This is a genomic window from Shewanella seohaensis, assembly GCF_023283775.1.
GTDB lineage: Bacteria > Pseudomonadota > Gammaproteobacteria > Enterobacterales > Shewanellaceae > Shewanella > Shewanella seohaensis.
The window spans coordinates 175,250-189,837 of record NZ_JAKILE010000004.1 but is presented as its reverse complement, the minus strand read 5'-3'; the positions used below and the strand labels follow the sequence as shown (position 1 = coordinate 189,837).

16 protein-coding genes are annotated in these 14,588 nt (G+C 46.3%); 7 read left to right on the top strand and 9 right to left on the bottom strand.

What is annotated here, in order from left to right:
* The first annotated feature begins 203 nt into the window (after nucleotides 1-203).
* Nucleotides 204-845: a trimeric intracellular cation channel family protein gene (locus L2713_RS06300; protein ID WP_248967314.1), complete on the top strand. Its 642-nt coding sequence runs from the start codon at nucleotides 204-206 to the stop codon at nucleotides 843-845.
* 35 nt (nucleotides 846-880) lie between these two features.
* Here the strand turns inward: L2713_RS06300 and tpx are convergent, their stop codons facing one another.
* From tpx to L2713_RS06285, 3 genes are all read right to left on the bottom strand, one after another.
* A complete protein-coding gene (gene tpx / locus L2713_RS06295) occupies nucleotides 881-1,474 on the bottom strand; it encodes a thiol peroxidase (RefSeq protein WP_086904763.1) in 594 nt (197 codons plus the stop codon).
* A 111-nt stretch (nucleotides 1,475-1,585) separates the two neighbouring features.
* On the bottom strand, nucleotides 1,586-2,413 hold the full coding sequence (locus L2713_RS06290; protein WP_086904764.1) for a mechanosensitive ion channel family protein: 828 nt from the start codon (nucleotides 2,411-2,413) through the stop codon (nucleotides 1,586-1,588).
* A 31-nt stretch (nucleotides 2,414-2,444) separates the two neighbouring features.
* Complete coding sequence (locus L2713_RS06285; RefSeq protein WP_380823106.1) at nucleotides 2,445-3,035, bottom strand: OmpA family protein; 591 nt, start codon at nucleotides 3,033-3,035, stop codon at nucleotides 2,445-2,447.
* Between the two features lie 286 nt (nucleotides 3,036-3,321).
* Between L2713_RS06285 and ltaE the strand changes: the two genes are divergently transcribed.
* Nucleotides 3,322-4,335: a low-specificity L-threonine aldolase gene (gene ltaE, locus L2713_RS06280; RefSeq protein ID WP_248967313.1), complete on the top strand. Its 1,014-nt coding sequence runs from the start codon at nucleotides 3,322-3,324 to the stop codon at nucleotides 4,333-4,335.
* Nucleotides 4,336-4,499: 164 nt separating this feature from the next.
* The gene (locus L2713_RS06275) at nucleotides 4,500-5,966 is read left to right on the top strand and encodes an HDOD domain-containing protein (protein ID WP_248967312.1); all 1,467 of its coding nucleotides are present in this window, start codon (nucleotides 4,500-4,502) and stop codon (nucleotides 5,964-5,966) included.
* Nucleotides 5,967-5,970: 4 nt separating this feature from the next.
* On the opposite strand, the gene L2713_RS06270 is transcribed toward L2713_RS06275, so the two are convergent.
* The 6 genes from L2713_RS06270 to L2713_RS06245 all read right to left on the bottom strand — a co-directional run bounded on the left by L2713_RS06270 (nucleotide 5,971) and on the right by L2713_RS06245 (nucleotide 12,018).
* Nucleotides 5,971-6,510 carry a nuclear transport factor 2 family protein gene (locus L2713_RS06270; protein WP_248967311.1) on the bottom strand — a complete coding sequence of 180 codons (540 nt, stop codon included), beginning with the start codon at nucleotides 6,508-6,510 and terminating at the stop codon, nucleotides 5,971-5,973.
* A 50-nt stretch (nucleotides 6,511-6,560) separates the two neighbouring features.
* Nucleotides 6,561-7,385 (bottom strand): M90 family metallopeptidase, encoded by an 825-nt coding sequence (locus L2713_RS06265; protein WP_248967310.1) that lies wholly within the window; start codon nucleotides 7,383-7,385, stop codon nucleotides 6,561-6,563.
* A gap of 98 nt (nucleotides 7,386-7,483) precedes the next feature.
* A complete protein-coding gene (locus tag L2713_RS06260) occupies nucleotides 7,484-9,220 on the bottom strand; it encodes a diguanylate cyclase (protein WP_248967309.1) in 1,737 nt (578 codons plus the stop codon).
* Nucleotides 9,217-10,707 carry an ABC transporter substrate-binding protein gene (locus L2713_RS06255; protein ID WP_248967308.1) on the bottom strand — a complete coding sequence of 497 codons (1,491 nt, stop codon included), beginning with the start codon at nucleotides 10,705-10,707 and terminating at the stop codon, nucleotides 9,217-9,219. The genes L2713_RS06260 and L2713_RS06255 overlap by 4 nt, the downstream gene beginning before the upstream one ends.
* 134 nt (nucleotides 10,708-10,841) lie before the next feature.
* Nucleotides 10,842-11,276 (bottom strand): hypothetical protein, encoded by a 435-nt coding sequence (locus L2713_RS06250; protein ID WP_011622001.1) that lies wholly within the window; start codon nucleotides 11,274-11,276, stop codon nucleotides 10,842-10,844.
* Nucleotides 11,236-12,018: an AAA family ATPase gene (locus tag L2713_RS06245; protein WP_011622002.1), complete on the bottom strand. Its 783-nt coding sequence runs from the start codon at nucleotides 12,016-12,018 to the stop codon at nucleotides 11,236-11,238. The genes L2713_RS06250 and L2713_RS06245 overlap by 41 nt, the downstream gene beginning before the upstream one ends.
* Before the next feature lie 531 nt (nucleotides 12,019-12,549).
* Between L2713_RS06245 and L2713_RS06240 the strand changes: the two genes are divergently transcribed.
* The 4 genes from L2713_RS06240 to L2713_RS06225 all read left to right on the top strand — a co-directional run bounded on the left by L2713_RS06240 (nucleotide 12,550) and on the right by L2713_RS06225 (nucleotide 14,547).
* Nucleotides 12,550-13,008: a GNAT family N-acetyltransferase gene (locus L2713_RS06240; RefSeq protein ID WP_011716301.1), complete on the top strand. Its 459-nt coding sequence runs from the start codon at nucleotides 12,550-12,552 to the stop codon at nucleotides 13,006-13,008.
* A gap of 210 nt (nucleotides 13,009-13,218) precedes the next feature.
* Entirely contained in the window at nucleotides 13,219-13,428 is a 210-nt protein-coding gene (locus tag L2713_RS06235) for a DUF3820 family protein (protein ID WP_011622004.1), read from the top strand.
* A gap of 127 nt (nucleotides 13,429-13,555) precedes the next feature.
* Nucleotides 13,556-13,858 (top strand): hypothetical protein, encoded by a 303-nt coding sequence (locus tag L2713_RS06230; protein ID WP_011622005.1) that lies wholly within the window; start codon nucleotides 13,556-13,558, stop codon nucleotides 13,856-13,858.
* Nucleotides 13,859-14,025: 167 nt separating this feature from the next.
* Nucleotides 14,026-14,547 carry a GNAT family N-acetyltransferase gene (locus L2713_RS06225; RefSeq protein ID WP_248967307.1) on the top strand — a complete coding sequence of 174 codons (522 nt, stop codon included), beginning with the start codon at nucleotides 14,026-14,028 and terminating at the stop codon, nucleotides 14,545-14,547.
* The last annotated feature ends 41 nt before the right edge of the window (nucleotides 14,548-14,588 follow it).

Below are 14,588 nucleotides of genomic sequence, written 5' to 3'. Positions count from 1 at the left end.
AATGGGGAATAGCTCGTTCTTGGTTAATGCATTGTTATTGAAGGGTTGTGGCGTTACGTGATATTGAAAAGTAGAAATGACTAATGCATAAATGCTACCAATAGATTAAATATTCTAATGACAAAATTTAAATAATCTCATTATCCAGTCCGTGGATTATCAGGCAAAATCCGTTCTTTATGCATGGGTAATAAGTAGTTTAAATGCAAGAAGCGCAATTTATCGGATTATTATGGTTGATTGGGATTTTAGCCGAGGCCATGACAGGGGCATTAGCGGCGGGCCGCAAGCAGATGGACTTATTCGGCGTGGTTATCATTGGCTGTGCGACGGCGATTGGTGGTGGCACCCTAAGAGACATGCTGCTCGGAAATTACCCTTTGATTTGGGTCGAGAATGTCCATTACCTGCTGGCGATTGCATTTGCGTCTTTATTAACGGTCGCCATTGCGCCTGTGATGCGTTACCTGTCTAAGTTATTTTTGGCCATTGATGCCTTGGGTTTAGCCGTATTCTCGATTGTTGGCGCCCAAAAAACGCTAATGTTAGGCTTTAGTCCAACGATTGCGGTGGTGATGGGACTCGTTACTGGGGTATTTGGTGGGGTGATCCGCGATATTCTCTGTAACCAAGTGCCTTTGATTTTTAAGAAAGAACTCTACGCGGTGATTTCACTCTTTACCGCAGGCTTATATATCACGCTCAACGCCTATCAATTGGCAGAGTGGATAAACCTAGTGATCTGTTTAACTCTGGGCTTTAGCTTACGAATGTTAGCACTGCGTTATCATTGGTCTATGCCGACCTTCGATTATCAAGCTAACGGCGACCAACACACGCCCTAATAAAAATGGGGCATTAAATGCCCCATTTTTTATGCTTACTGCTGTGCTTGAATGGTTTTTAACGCTTCAAGCGCGGCGTCGTAATTGGGGTGTTCGGTAATATTGGGCACCAGCTCCTGGTACTTAAGCTGACCTTCGGCATCGATAATAAAGATGGCCCGAGCTAGCAAGCCGTAATCTTCAATCAATAAGCCATATTTCTCACCAAAATCACGCCACACTGAGTCGGAGAGAACTTTGATTTTGTCGACATTCTCCACCTTACAGAAACGCTTCTGAGCGAAGGGCAAATCTGTACTGATGGTCAGCATGACGACATCATCGGAGAAGTGACTGACTTCACTGTTAAAGCGCTTTGTTTGCAGTGCACAGACACCAGTATCTAAACTAGGCACGGCGCTGATCAGCACGGTTTTCCCTTTAAAGTCACTTAAACTAATAGGGGTAAATTGTTCGTCGACAACTTTAAATCGTGGCGCCATTTGTTCAAGCTTGGGTAATTTCCCTGCGAGAGTGACAGTCTTGTCGCCCATCATCACTTGGGTTTTATCATTGGCGATAGCGGTGGGGCTGAGAACCATTAAACTAAAGACACAGCCAGCGGCTAGAAACGAAACATACTTTTGCATTTTCTCTCCCGTACTCAGGTATGTTGTGCACATAGGCTTAAGGTACGATAAAACCTAAACTATCACCATAAAAAAGGCCGGTAATGACCGGCCTTTTAATATGCTTGCTGATTATTTGCTCTCTGGCAATTGCTTCACATGAATATCCATTTGTGGGAATGGAATTTCAATGTTCGCTGCATCGAGTGCATTTTTGATCTGTTCTAAAATTTGGAAACGCGCTGTCCAGTAATCGGCGGTTTTAACCCAAGGACGAACCACAAAGTTGATTGAAGAATTCGCCAATTCAGAAAGACCTACAGTGTAACCTGGCTCTTTCAGTACGTATTGGTTGTTATCTAAAATCTCTGTTAATACTTTTTTGGTTTGAGCGATATCCGCAGAATAAGACACGCCAATGACTAAATCGATACGACGGTTTTCAGAGGCTGAGTAGTTTGTAATGGTGCCATTCATGATTGAAGAGTTTGGCGCCACAATTACTTTATTATCTGGGGTGCGTAATTTGGTTGAGAAAATGGTGATTTCATCAACTGTACCGGCAATTCCCGCTGCTTCAATATAATCACCGACGCGGCATGGGCGGAATAGCACCATTAATACGCCTGAGGCAAAGTTAGACAGAGAACCTTGCAGTGCTAAACCTACGGCTAAACCCGCGGCACCGATAACAGCGACTAGAGAGGCTGTTTGTACGCCAATTTGGCCTAAGGTGGCGATAATGGTGAACACAAACACCACTGCCCAAGCTAAGTTAGCCACAAAAGACACCACAGTTGGGTCAATCTTGCGACTGTTAAGCAACTTGCGCACTAACTTTTGTGCGACGCCAGAAAAATATTTACCGACGAAGAAAATAATGAGTGCAAATAAGATTTTTAAGCCATAGGTCATGACCAAATCTGGCGCCTGCTTTAATAAACCTTCGAGGTTATCCATTAAATTACTCCCTAAAAATACGCTAACAAAACTAGTTATTATTGACGATAAATTGTACTCGTCGATTTAATCTGCGACCTTCGCTGGAATGATTATCCGCAACCGGTTCAGATATACCTTTACCGACAACGGTAAAGCGATTTGGATTGAAGCCGTAGTCTTCAACCAAAATACGTTTCACATTTTGAGCCCGTCGTAGTGATAACTGATAATTAAACTCTGGCGTACCGACAATATCCGTATGCCCCACTAGAGTTAACCGAGTCTCAGTATTCGCGTCTAAAAAAGCTTTCACTAAGGCTAAAGCTTTCCATTGCGATAAATCTACTTCGGCGATAGCAAACTCAAAATACACAATCGCGGTCTCAATATTATGACAATCAGCGGCTGAATAAGTACTGGGGTCATTGAGATCACATTGAATACTGCTGGATTTTACTTCGGCTTGGTAAACACAGCCATTGGCCATCACTGTGGTGTTTGCAGGTGTGTTAGGACAGGCATCCTTAATATCGGGAACGCCGTCTTGATCTGTATCTTGCCATGCATACGCGGGTAACATCAGGCTTAAGCTCAGCGCTAAACACGTTACTTTAATCCATTGCATTACGGATATATTCACCACAAATCACCTTGTATTTTATCTTGGATAGTTAAAACCACTAAGAGATTTGCATTGCATTAGCATGAGCATCTTAGTCGGATATTCTATCTTTTTATCGGCCTAACGCCAAGTTTTGCCCGTTATTTGATGCAAATCAATTGCATCAGCATAGATAACATTGGCTCCTTGTTGATTTTATCGGCAGACATAAAGGCAAACTATACAAATTTTTCCTTTGAGGCTAGAGTCGCACTTACGCGATGAATATCCGCGTCGGGGATAGGCACAAGAAGTCGAGGACAAGATGATAGATTTACGCAGTGATACCGTGACCCAGCCAACAGAGGCGATGCGCTTAGCCATGTCGAGGGCTGAAGTGGGTGATGATGTTTATGGTGATGATCCGACCGTTAACAGCTTGCAAGACATGGCCGCCGAGATGTTCGGCTTTGAGAGTGCGCTGTTTACGGCATCTGGTACTCAGGCCAATTTGCTTGCACTGATGGCCCATTGTGAGCGTGGGGATGAATACCTGTGTGGCCAGCAGGCCCATAACTATAAATTCGAGGGCGGCGGCGCGGCGGTACTCGGCAGCATTCAGCCGCAACCGCTGAGCAATCAGTTGGATGGTACTATCGCCCTGACCGACATTGAAGCGGCGATTAAACCCGATGATATTCACTTTGCGCGCACGCGCTTACTGAGCCTAGAAAACACTATCGGCGGGAAAGTATTGCCTCAGACTTACCTCGCCAATGCGCAGGCGCTGGCATTTCAGCGTGGTTTAAAAATTCACTTAGATGGCGCTCGGGTTGCGAATGCCGCCGTGGCGCAGGGGATTGGGATTGCCGATATTGCGGGGCATTTTGATTCAGTCTCCATCTGTTTATCCAAGGGATTGTGCGCGCCTGTTGGCTCACTGCTCCTAGGTGATGAGCGCCTAATTAAAAAGGCCACGCGCTGGCGTAAAATGCTGGGCGGCGGTATGCGCCAGGCGGGGATTTTAGCGGCAGCGGGTAAATTAGCGCTCACAGAGCAGGTTGAGCGACTTGGGGAAGATCATGAAAATGCGGCGTATCTTGCCCAGCAATTGAGTCAGTTGAGTGAGTTTGAAATCGATTTGGCCGCCGTACAAACCAATATGGTGTTTGCCAACCTCGCGCCCCATGTCGATGAGAAAGCCCTAGCGAAGCGTTGCCGTGAGGCGGGGATCCTCATCAGCCCTAGCCGTACCCTGCGCTTTGTGACCCATAAAGATGTTTCGCGTCAGGATATTGATAAAGTGTTGCAAGTGTTTAAATTGCATTTGCAGGCATAATCGGCGTGACGCCCAAGTGAAAGCTTGGGCTTTTTTATACCTCTGGCTTGCTATATCGTGGATTTTAAAATCAAAAGTCGAATTGTGAGCCAGATGCTAGGCGAATTTTTTTAAGCCTATCTATACTAAAAACAATAAGTTCACATCATCGAGGTCATGCTGGGTTGAAACCTAACAATAATACTAATAAAGGGGTCGATTATTGGACAAAACGGATCAGTGAATTGGAAATGCCAGCGCTCTGTTCCACCGTCCAAACGTTAGAAAAGCTTGCCAAGGATGACGTGTCGTCTCTCGCCTTACTCGGGCGAAGCGTGATGCACGATAACGCCCTCACATCCCGCATCTTACGGGTCGCCAATAGCGCGATTTACCATAAGGGCAGTACCCAAATATCGACCGTGAGCCGAGCCGCCATTGTGCTGGGGTTCGATGCCGTGCGTAATATCTGCATCACGGCCCAGCTATTATCGAGCCTTTTAGAGAGCAAGAATCTCGCCCCCGCCGTTTATCAACGCTTAATTAAATTAATGGCGAAGGCATTTCAAGCCGCCATGTTAGCTAGGATGATGCTCAGTGATTACGATGAGGATATTCAGGAAGAAGCCTTTATTGCGTCTTTGCTTTACCACATTGGTGAGAGTGCATTTTGGAGTATCGGCGGCGAGTTTACCGAAACCTTAGACAGCCAACTCAGTGCCAGTGAAACCCCAGCTGAAGAGCGTAGCGTCATTCGTGAAGCCTTGGGCACCTCATTTTCGCAGCTGACGCAGAGTATTGCGCGCCACTGGGGTTTAGGGGAGTTATTGATCCAAGCGGTGAATTATCCTGACGATCAACGCCCTGAAATTCGCTCTATTTTTCTTGCCGATAAGCTTTGCGAAATTCTCTCCCAAGAGGTGATAGATAAAACCGAGTTGGATAAGCGTATCAGCCAAGCCGCGCATTTTACTGGGCTGGATGAGAAAGAATTAACCCTGAGAATGCAGCGCTGTACCAAGGCGACCCATAAATTGGCCGAAGCCTATGGCGCCAAGGTGTTGATTGACTATTTGCCTGACCCTAAACGCATCAATAAGCTTGAGCCCAGCGTCCCTGAGGTTGAGTTGCCCGTGTTTGAGGCCAACTTGAATGTGCAATTGGCTAAGCTGCGTGAACTCACCGCCTTTGCAATCAACAAAGCCGATTTTAATCAAATCATGCAAACCGTGCTCGAGGGGATTTTAGAAGGAGTTGGTGTGGACCGCTGCGGAGTTCTACTCTTATCTCCGAGCCGTAAACAGCTGCAACCTAGGATCATGCTCGGCCGAGACGCCGAGGAAATGAAGCAGCAGTTTATTATCGATCTGAGTGATAGGAAGGGGCTATTTCCACAGGCGATGGAACACAAGGAATGCCAGTGGGTGGATAACCCCAATGCCAAAAAATGGCTAGAACAATGCAAGGAACTTAAGACTCAGTTACCTGAGTCGGGTTTTTTGATGGCGCCGCTCTTGGTGGATAATAAAGTGATCGGTTTTTATTATGCCGATAGGGGGCCTTCACAACGAAGCTTTAGTGAAGTGGATTTTCAAGCCTTTATCCACTTCTCGCAGCTGGCCAATGTGTGTTTTACCGTGTCGCTAAAATAGTGACTTACTGAGCGTTTTTAATTTCTGCGGTAATGTGTTTGGCGATTGCATTGGGGATGGGAAAGCTCAAATGATATTGGGCAATTTTCCATTCCCCATTGGTCTTAATTAAGGTGCCAGTACCACGACTCACGCCATAACTTGGGCTGTTGAGCAGTTCATCGAACAGGATCACATCACCATGCTGCACTAAATGGCGGCGAGTTAAATCGTAGCGCCAACCTTTGGTTGGGCGCGAATAGCGTTCAAACTCGGCCATGCCCCAACGCTCAGTCGCATCGGTTCCAATAAAAATGCCATCCTGACGATAGAGGGCAAAATACTTGTCCCAATCGGCACTGCTCGAATATTGATTCAATTTATCCAGCACTTCGGCGGCTGCTTGCTCATCGGTCTGCGTTATTGCAGCTTGTTCGTTGGCGATGGCCGTTTGTGGATGAAAGCATAGGGCGCCAAGCATGAATATGCTGGCGCTGAACAGGGCAAGACGTTGGCTAGTGCGTGTCGAATGGGCGTGCTGCTCGGCGCGAGTGGAGATTGTCATCGAAAATTCCTTATCCTTATGGTTATTAGGCTAATCGTTTGTTGATTCGATCAATGCCAGTTTATCGGATCGAGTTGATAAAAATGGCTCAATTCTCGATAAAGTGCCGGATGTTCAAGATTAAGCGCTTCTGGTTTTTCAAAAAAGACCTCGGTGACTACGGCAAAAAACTCCGCAGGATTGGTGGCACCATAGTAATTAAACAGTGACGGGCGGCCAAGGGCGGCAGCTTGTACTAACTCATTAAAGGCCTGACTGAATACGTTCGACCACGACAGGTAATCTTGGCGGTGTTGTAAAATCGGCGCGCCATTGGCGTGACCATCTTCTTGATCTAATTGATGGGCAAACTCGTGGATCACGACGTTGTTGCCATCATGGGGATTGGCAGCGCCCTCGAGGGTGTTCTTCCACGACAGTATCACTTGGCCCTGCTCCCAAGATTCCCCCGCCAGCACATTACGTTGCTCCCAAATCAAACCCGCGGGGTCTTGGCGCTGGCTGTCGACAATAAAGGCATCGGGATAGACCAATATCTGCCTTAGATTGGGGTAAAAGTCGGTGTTGCGATTTAGCAAAAGCAGGCAAGCTTGGGCGGCGATAGTGACGCGAATTTCATCGGTTATTTGCAAACCATCACAGCCAACGAATCGTTTCTCATCCAAAAAAACTTGGATGTGGCGTTTGAGTTGTAGTTGAAGATCTGCGGGTAAGGCGTGGAAATAGGGCAATCTCTTTTTCAAAATCGTTCGCCAAGCCTTAGGAAAGGCGCTGGCCATCACACGCTTACGGTGGAGTGTCTTGCGCCAGCGGCTAGACGCTAACCAAGCGATTGCACCGAGACCAAGCATTAGGGTAATGAAAACAGCGAGCATGACTTCCTCAGTGCAATATTTTCCTTAGGTATATTAGCTAATGGGGATTCAGTGAGGCGAACTCAATGCTTTGGCTAAAAATAAATCGATACAGCGAGTTATTGATTACCAAACTCTGGATGTCGTAGCGCTTCGGTGCGATTGCGTCCGGCTTGTTTGGCCTGATACAGGGCTTCGTCCGCATCGGAGATGATTTTATTGGCATCGAGTGATTGTGGCGGTTGCCAGCAGGCGACCCCTAAGCTGATGGTCACCACTCCTGAGTGGGATGAGCTTTGGTGGGGAATGGCCAATTCCATAATGGTTTCGCGCAGTCGCTCGGCAATTCTATAAGCGTCTTCACAGTGGCTCGAGGGCAGTAACAAGGTAAATTCTTCCCCACCGTAGCGGGCGAGGATATCTGTTGGGCGTTGCAGAATCGATTTGGCAGCATTGACGACCTGCTTTAAACACTGATCGCCAACGACGTGGCCATATTTGTCATTAAATTCTTTAAAGTTATCAATATCAAACATCACTATGCTAAGTGGCATATTGTGATCGTTGGCGTAATTCAACTCCTTGTTGATTTGGCTGTCGAGATAACGGCGGTTATAACAGCCCGTTAAGCCATCGGTTTCGGCCATGGCTTTGACTTGCGCGGCGTAGGTTTTTAGGGTCTCCAGCGAGCTGACCATTTGTTGCAGCTCTAAGTTATCGGTAATCGGCATTTCGGTATCGAGTTTTTCATTGGCGATGGCATTCATCGCATCCCGTGTGGCGATCACGGGTTTGATAATTCCCTTAGCGATAAAGTGCCAGCTGATCAACCAGATAAAGAAGCAATACACTATCCCACCACAAAAAATCAGGATCACGAAGGCAGTGCTATCGCTCTTGAGGTTAGAGCTTGCTACTTGGATTTCATCTTCAACATGGTTGACTAACACTTGGGTGAAACTGGCGATTTCCCGCGCGGCATTGGCTTGATAGCCAAAATGCGCATTAGCGATGTGGGTGCTTTTTAAGGCGTTGCGTGATAGTTCAAACAGGTTGTCATTACCCACCATATTTTGCTTTATTTGAGATAACCAGTTGAGATACAGCGTATTATCCTGCGGTATCGAGGCGGCGACTGCCTCCATTTTGAGGAAAAGACGCATGGCATCTCGTTGCAGGCGGTTGAGTCCTATGGTGGTTTGGGTGTTTTTAACTTCATCCAGCAGCACAAACAGGTGTTCACCCTGATGCAAATAATCAGAGATTTTTTGATGCTCATTGAGGTTATGGGTTATTCCCGTGAGATTTTTTTGGGCGATAAGCTGGCTGTTGAGCTCGTGGCTTGAGTCGAGCTGCGCCTGCATCTCAATGGAAAAGGCCGATGACATTCCCGCGAGGTTCGCCTGAATATTTTGTGCCTGTAATTTGGCCTGTAAGGCGCTGTCGGTCAGGGTGTCGAGCAAGGGTAGTTGTTGCTGAAAATACAGCTGAGTATCAATTGTCCTATTTAATGCTTCATGGATATTGGCCGTATTTTCAAGACTTAACAGCACTTTAGTATCTTGCAGCAATTGTTCCCATTGATGGGTTAACTCTTGAAGTAAGCTGAGCCGCTGCTGCTCAGTATCGTAGTGATTCAGCTCGGTAGTGATAATTTGCAGTCTTTCGCTGTTTTTTGCCAATTGCAGCGCTGTGGTGACTTTGACCACATCACTGCTCACCAATTGCTCAATTTTGGTTCTTAACTGTTGTGACAATAGGATGGCGATAATGCCATTAAGCAGCGCCATGCCTAGGATGAAATATAAGGCTAGCGTGATTTTATATTTAAGACTGGTGAGCCGTTTTGAGTTCATTTGTTTTTCTTATCAATTGCAGGCACTTCCCCATAGGTATTCTGCAGGTATTTAATTTTGTTACTTAACTCAATAAAAATATCGGTACTGTTTGCTTCGTGTCGGCTTGCGGCATAGCAAGCGTGGCTTAGCTCGGGATAAATCTGCCCCATAGCAGTAGTGGTAAAATGTCCTACTTCCAATACTTTAGTTGACCAAAACAAGTTTGCTACGTGGCTTGCCTCAAAGGCTCCGGCAATGGCTCTTTTTGAGGCTTGTTTAAATTCGGGGGCTGTGACGACATCCATGCGACAGGGATTACCGCCTCCTAGAGCATAGGCATATTGGGCTTCATAGGTGCCCATGTATTTGAGTAACCAATAGGCGGCTTGTGGATTTTTACTGTCGTAGCTCACCGCAAAAGCGTAGGCGCCGTTATAGGGCATGCCGCCAGGCACTTGGGCCACGCCAAGTCGAGCGCCAGGTATGTTGGCTTCGACTTTAAAGGAGGCGGACCATAGGTTGTTGTAAGCAAAAGGCCAAATCGCCACTTGTCCCGTTGCCATTGCATTGGCTGCTTCGTTGAAGGCAAATTTATCATCTGCTGGAATGGCGTAAGGCATCAGTTTTCGATAGATAGCGCTTGCCTTAATCGCCTCTTGGTTGACTGCGGGCACTTCGAAGTGGGTGATCTGCTTTTGCGGATTATAGACGGGCCACATCCAAGCGCCCCCTAAGCTCCAAATGATGCTCGAAAATTCATCGTTAATATGGGGTTTATTGCCAGACATTAAGGCGAGACCATAAAAGTCATGGCTTAGCGGTTTATCGGCGAGGAGCTCACCCGCTTTTCGGGTAAAAAACGCGGCTTGGTCCTGCAATTGGTCGAAGTTAGTCGCGGGTTTGAGCGGATAACCAAAGCGTTGCTGAAACTGCGTTTGTTCGGTTTTATTCTCAAATAAATCAGCGCGGTAATGACTTCCCATCACGTAGTTGTTGTAGGGAATAGCGTGTAACTCACCGTGATAGGACAAAATATTCAGCAAGGATGGGTAATATGGTTCGAGATAGCTTTCCATCGCTTTTTCACCGTCGGGATCGTAGAGTTTTGCGAGTTCTAATAGGGGGACGGTATAGCCATTGGCGGCCCACTCTTTTGCCCAGCCGGCCTCCATGGTTAGCAGATCATATTTTCCTTCACCTTGCAGCAATGCATGGGTCTGTAGTTCGAACATACCTTCCAGCTCGGTACTGACCACATTGACTTTAACGCCGGTTTTTTCGGTGAACTTGGGTAACATTTCCTGCGTTAGGTAGTCAGTCCAAAAGCCTTTTTCGGCGACTAAGGTGATGGGCGTTTTGTTGGTGAGGGGGGGAATTTGTGCCAAGGAAAATTCCGCTAAGGCAGGTGCTGCTAGCGTGAAACCCAGTCCGACAAGTAAGAGTGACAAAGGTTTTAACAAGAATAACCCCTCGGATACAAGTGTTAACATGCTAATAAGTAGCATTAATCATCTCGACTGTACAATAAGGATAGGCTTGATAAAAAACTATGTCTTAATTTTTGTAGGGTTTTGAGGCGAAAAAAAACGGTGATCGAATTAACTTGGATCACCGAAAAAGGGTGGGAGATGGCGCGATACTAAGATTTTTTTATTTGCTGCTCGCGCATCTGCCGCAAGGCGGTGGGCAAGGCATAATGTTGTTCAATCAAAAAACGGATCAATTTCGATTTGGATATGTCACTTTCTTCAGAGAGCTTGGCTAAATGGCTGATCGCCGCTTCACTGAGGGAAAACGTCGCTTTTCGGTAATGTGGGCGCTCCTCTTCAATACTCGCATCGAGCAGTCTGGTTGCCGTTTGTGGTCGATGTAACGTCACCACATTGGAAGAATCCAGCGTGACTTCGACTTGGGCTTCTTTGACTAAATCGACCGCAACGGCAGAGCCCGTGCTCGGAAGGCGGGTCTCTCCCATAGCATAAAGGGTTGCGGCATCAATAAACTCATCGAGGGAGAGGGGCTGCGCGCCCCCCCTAGATGGCATAGCGTTTTTCTTGAGGTCGCTGAGTCCCATATTGTCCTCTCAGGTGATTTGGCTGAGGTTGATTGATAGCACTGCGTGATGCGGCCATTGGCGTGCTTGGCCTGAGTAATGCCGTTAATGAGGCGGCGCAGTCAACCTGGAACATTTCGCAGGCAATGGCGCGGATTTCGTTGGCAGCCTTGCCGTTGGGCTCAATCTCCATCACGGATAATCCCGATTCTTCGCTATCATCATAGATGTTACGGCTGTAGGTGATCGCATCTAACACATTGATATCGTATGTTTTACAGACTTCTTTGGCCTCTAAAATACGGTTCGCTTGATTCGGCAGGTTAGGGCATTGAGTGATAACAAAAGAGGCATGTAATTTGGGGTTAATCATCTTACAAGTGGCGACGATATCATCCATATGGCTCACGGTTTTTAAGTCGCGGCGTTTTGGTCGCAGTGGCATCAAAATATGCGAAGCCACCGACATGGTCGCCCTTAATGCGAGGTTATCCTGTCCACCACAATCTACGAGAACGAAGTCATAGTGCTGCTCTAAACTCAGCAAGTCATTACGGATTTTGCCGTAAAGTTGCACACAGTTGATGCTAGCAAGTTTTGGATTGTTGTTTCTGGCTTGGATCCAATCGGATGTGGTGCGTTGTGGATCGCAATCCACCATGATGACAGAGGCACCACATTCAGTGGTGAGAAATACTGCGATATTTTGTGCGAGGCAACTCTTACCGCTGCCGCCTTTTTCGCCGCCGACTAACACTATCATGACGAATTCCTCAATGCTTAGGGTATCACTTGGGCGGCTGTTATAAGTGTCGAGCTTTTACCGCACCTTGTTGTCATAAATGAATGTAAACCCTATGTTAATTGAGGTCAATTAGCTGATTTTTGACGTTTTTTTATAAAATGTCGCGCGATTATTATTTGACGTTACAGTGACGTGTGCCGTTTATTTGACTCTTATATCGAGCAAAGATAAATGAGGCTGATTTGTGATTAATTACATGATTTAAAATGCTTTTGTGATTCTTTTGGGCGTATTTAAGTCAGCGTCACTACTTGAGTCGAGTGCAACGATTGCCTCAGTCTTAATTCTTATATTTCTTTTGTGAATATAATTTTTGATATTTATTCTTAAATATTATTGAAACCTTGTTCTTTGCTTTATGATTTTCAGTCGAAAGTTGTCTTGTCGCTGTTCTGTATGTCATCAAATTGCCACCTAATTCAGTTAGGATTTTCCTATTATGCCGTCTAATCACCTTGATTTTTCTACCATTCGTGAAGGGATGCCAAAATGGATATTAAAATGCTTATGCCTATTGAATTTGAGTTGGTTGAATCTGCACCTTTATTTCATGAGCTGCTGAATCTACGCGATGCTGCGGGGCATCCCTCTATCGGTGTGGAAATGGGGGAGGGTCATCCGTTACAGCCTTTATATTGGGTGTCGATTCGGGTGACGGGGGAACAAGAGAAAAACTCGCCGTCAATCATCGCGACCAGCTGCGTGTATGGCGATAAGGCTAACCATTTGGCGATTGAGGACTTTATTGTTTTACCTGAGTATCGTCATTTAGGATTGGCTAGCATCATGTTAGAGCGGGTGATGACTTATATTGATGAACATGCCGCCCCTGGCACCTGTGTCAGCATCAATGTGCATGGCGAAGAGGAGCGACTCTGCGGCGATTATGGTTTTGTCTATTCTCCCTGCGCCAACCTTGGGCCGAACATGCGTAAAATCTATTCTTAATCTCTATTTCCTGACTCAGGGTAAGTGGATGGCTTATCCTGAGTGCGCTTGCCGGATACTTGCTGGATAATGGTCATATCGTTTTGCATCACAAGTCACTTAGCTTGCAGTATGACCTCATGATTACATCACTCGTTAACTTTAGGCATTTGTCCGTCAATAGCGTAGCATCCAGCTATGAGTGTGTTTTTTGTTTGAAGTGGTAATGCAATGGATCAACAACAGCTTATCGATGCCGTGAATCAGGTGATGCCTTTTGGTAAATATGCCGGTCGCCGCTTACTCGAATTGCCCGAACCCTATCTCGTGTGGTTTCATCAACAGGGTTTTCCGAAGGGAAAATTAGGTGAGCAGTTAGCGCTGATTTATGAGGTCAAACTCAACGGCCTTGAGGGCATGTTAAAACCGCTATTGAAATGAGTTCCCTACTGAGCGATAAAAATCCTACTTTTGCGATAAGTGTTGTATTTCGTGATAGAGATTGGCGATTTATTACCTATGGCATGTTTTAATGCCGCATATTAGTAAAACACAAGGAACAAAAGGCATGATGGCAAAATTGGTAAAATTAGCGGCTGTAGCAACTTTAGCGTTAGGTATGTCAAGTGCTTGGGCACAGGGCGTCGTTCATGAAGGTACTGTGGTTGATACTATGAATGGTGGCGGTTACACCTATGTTCAAATTAAAGAAGCTGACAACACGTTTTGGGCCGCTGGCCCAGAAGCTGAAGTCAAGAAAGGCGACAAAGTGGCCGTGGTTGAGCAAATGTGGATGAATCAATTCACCAGCAAAACCTTAAACCGCACCTTTGACAAGCTGTTGTTTGTTGGTCAAATCGAGAAGAAATAATCGATGTCTTAGCAACATTCATGTTGCGATGAGTTCCTAAACCGCCTCGCCTTGTTCGAGGCGGTTTTGTTTACAGCGGCAAACCTTTTCTTATCGCGTTGATGCTATCGCTCGAATCTAAATCGCGGCAGAATATAGCGATTATTTACACTCTTGGTTGATTACTCGTGTCCGCTGCCAATTCAATCGAAAAGCCAGTCGAAGTCATCCCTTATCGGCGCCGTTATGCGCGGGCGGTGAGTGAACTCTTTCATCAGTGCGTGCATAAAATACAACATGAGCGTTATAACGCCGCGCAGCTTAAGGCTTGGTCGCAGGCACCCCGTTCGAGTCAACATTGGCATTTACGCTTAAGTCGTTCCCAAGCATGGATTATTTTGGTGACAGATGCCGCGGGCTTATCTAAGATTTGTGCAGGTTTTATCAATGTCGAAACGGATTTTCACCATAGAGGATATATAGATAGCCTCTATATTCATCCCGATTGGCAACGGCAGGGGCTGGGGGAGCGAGCTTATCGACAGCTAGAACTGTGGGCGAGGGAGCAGGGGTACAGCCAATTGAGTGCCGATGCGTCTTATCTTTCCCGCGGGCTGTTTATTAAACTCGGATTTGTCCAACAACAGCGCAGCTATCAACAAAAACTGGGCCAGGTGTTGCCGAGTTTTTATATGACTAAAAAACTGTAACTGAATGGGAATACATTGCTTATGTGCCCATTGGTCATGAT

Excerpts from the sequence above, each read along its gene's own strand:
- L2713_RS06300 (WP_248967314.1), top strand. The coding sequence starts at position 204 with ATGCAAGAAGCGCAATTTATCGGATTATTATGGTTGATTGGGATTTTA.
- tpx (WP_086904763.1), bottom strand. The coding sequence starts at position 1,474 with ATGCAAAAGTATGTTTCGTTTCTAGCCGCTGGCTGTGTCTTTAGTTTA.
- L2713_RS06290 (WP_086904764.1), bottom strand. The coding sequence starts at position 2,413 with ATGGATAACCTCGAAGGTTTATTAAAGCAGGCGCCAGATTTGGTCATG.
- ltaE (WP_248967313.1), top strand. The coding sequence starts at position 3,322 with ATGATAGATTTACGCAGTGATACCGTGACCCAGCCAACAGAGGCGATG.
- L2713_RS06270 (WP_248967311.1), bottom strand. The coding sequence starts at position 6,510 with ATGACAATCTCCACTCGCGCCGAGCAGCACGCCCATTCGACACGCACT.
- L2713_RS06265 (WP_248967310.1), bottom strand. The coding sequence starts at position 7,385 with ATGCTCGCTGTTTTCATTACCCTAATGCTTGGTCTCGGTGCAATCGCT.
- L2713_RS06260 (WP_248967309.1), bottom strand. The coding sequence starts at position 9,220 with ATGAACTCAAAACGGCTCACCAGTCTTAAATATAAAATCACGCTAGCC.
- L2713_RS06255 (WP_248967308.1), bottom strand. The coding sequence starts at position 10,707 with ATGCTACTTATTAGCATGTTAACACTTGTATCCGAGGGGTTATTCTTG.
- L2713_RS06250 (WP_011622001.1), bottom strand. The coding sequence starts at position 11,276 with ATGGGACTCAGCGACCTCAAGAAAAACGCTATGCCATCTAGGGGGGGC.
- L2713_RS06245 (WP_011622002.1), bottom strand. The coding sequence starts at position 12,018 with ATGATAGTGTTAGTCGGCGGCGAAAAAGGCGGCAGCGGTAAGAGTTGC.
- L2713_RS06240 (WP_011716301.1), top strand. The coding sequence starts at position 12,550 with ATGGATATTAAAATGCTTATGCCTATTGAATTTGAGTTGGTTGAATCT.
- L2713_RS06235 (WP_011622004.1), top strand. The coding sequence starts at position 13,219 with ATGGATCAACAACAGCTTATCGATGCCGTGAATCAGGTGATGCCTTTT.
- L2713_RS06230 (WP_011622005.1), top strand. The coding sequence starts at position 13,556 with ATGATGGCAAAATTGGTAAAATTAGCGGCTGTAGCAACTTTAGCGTTA.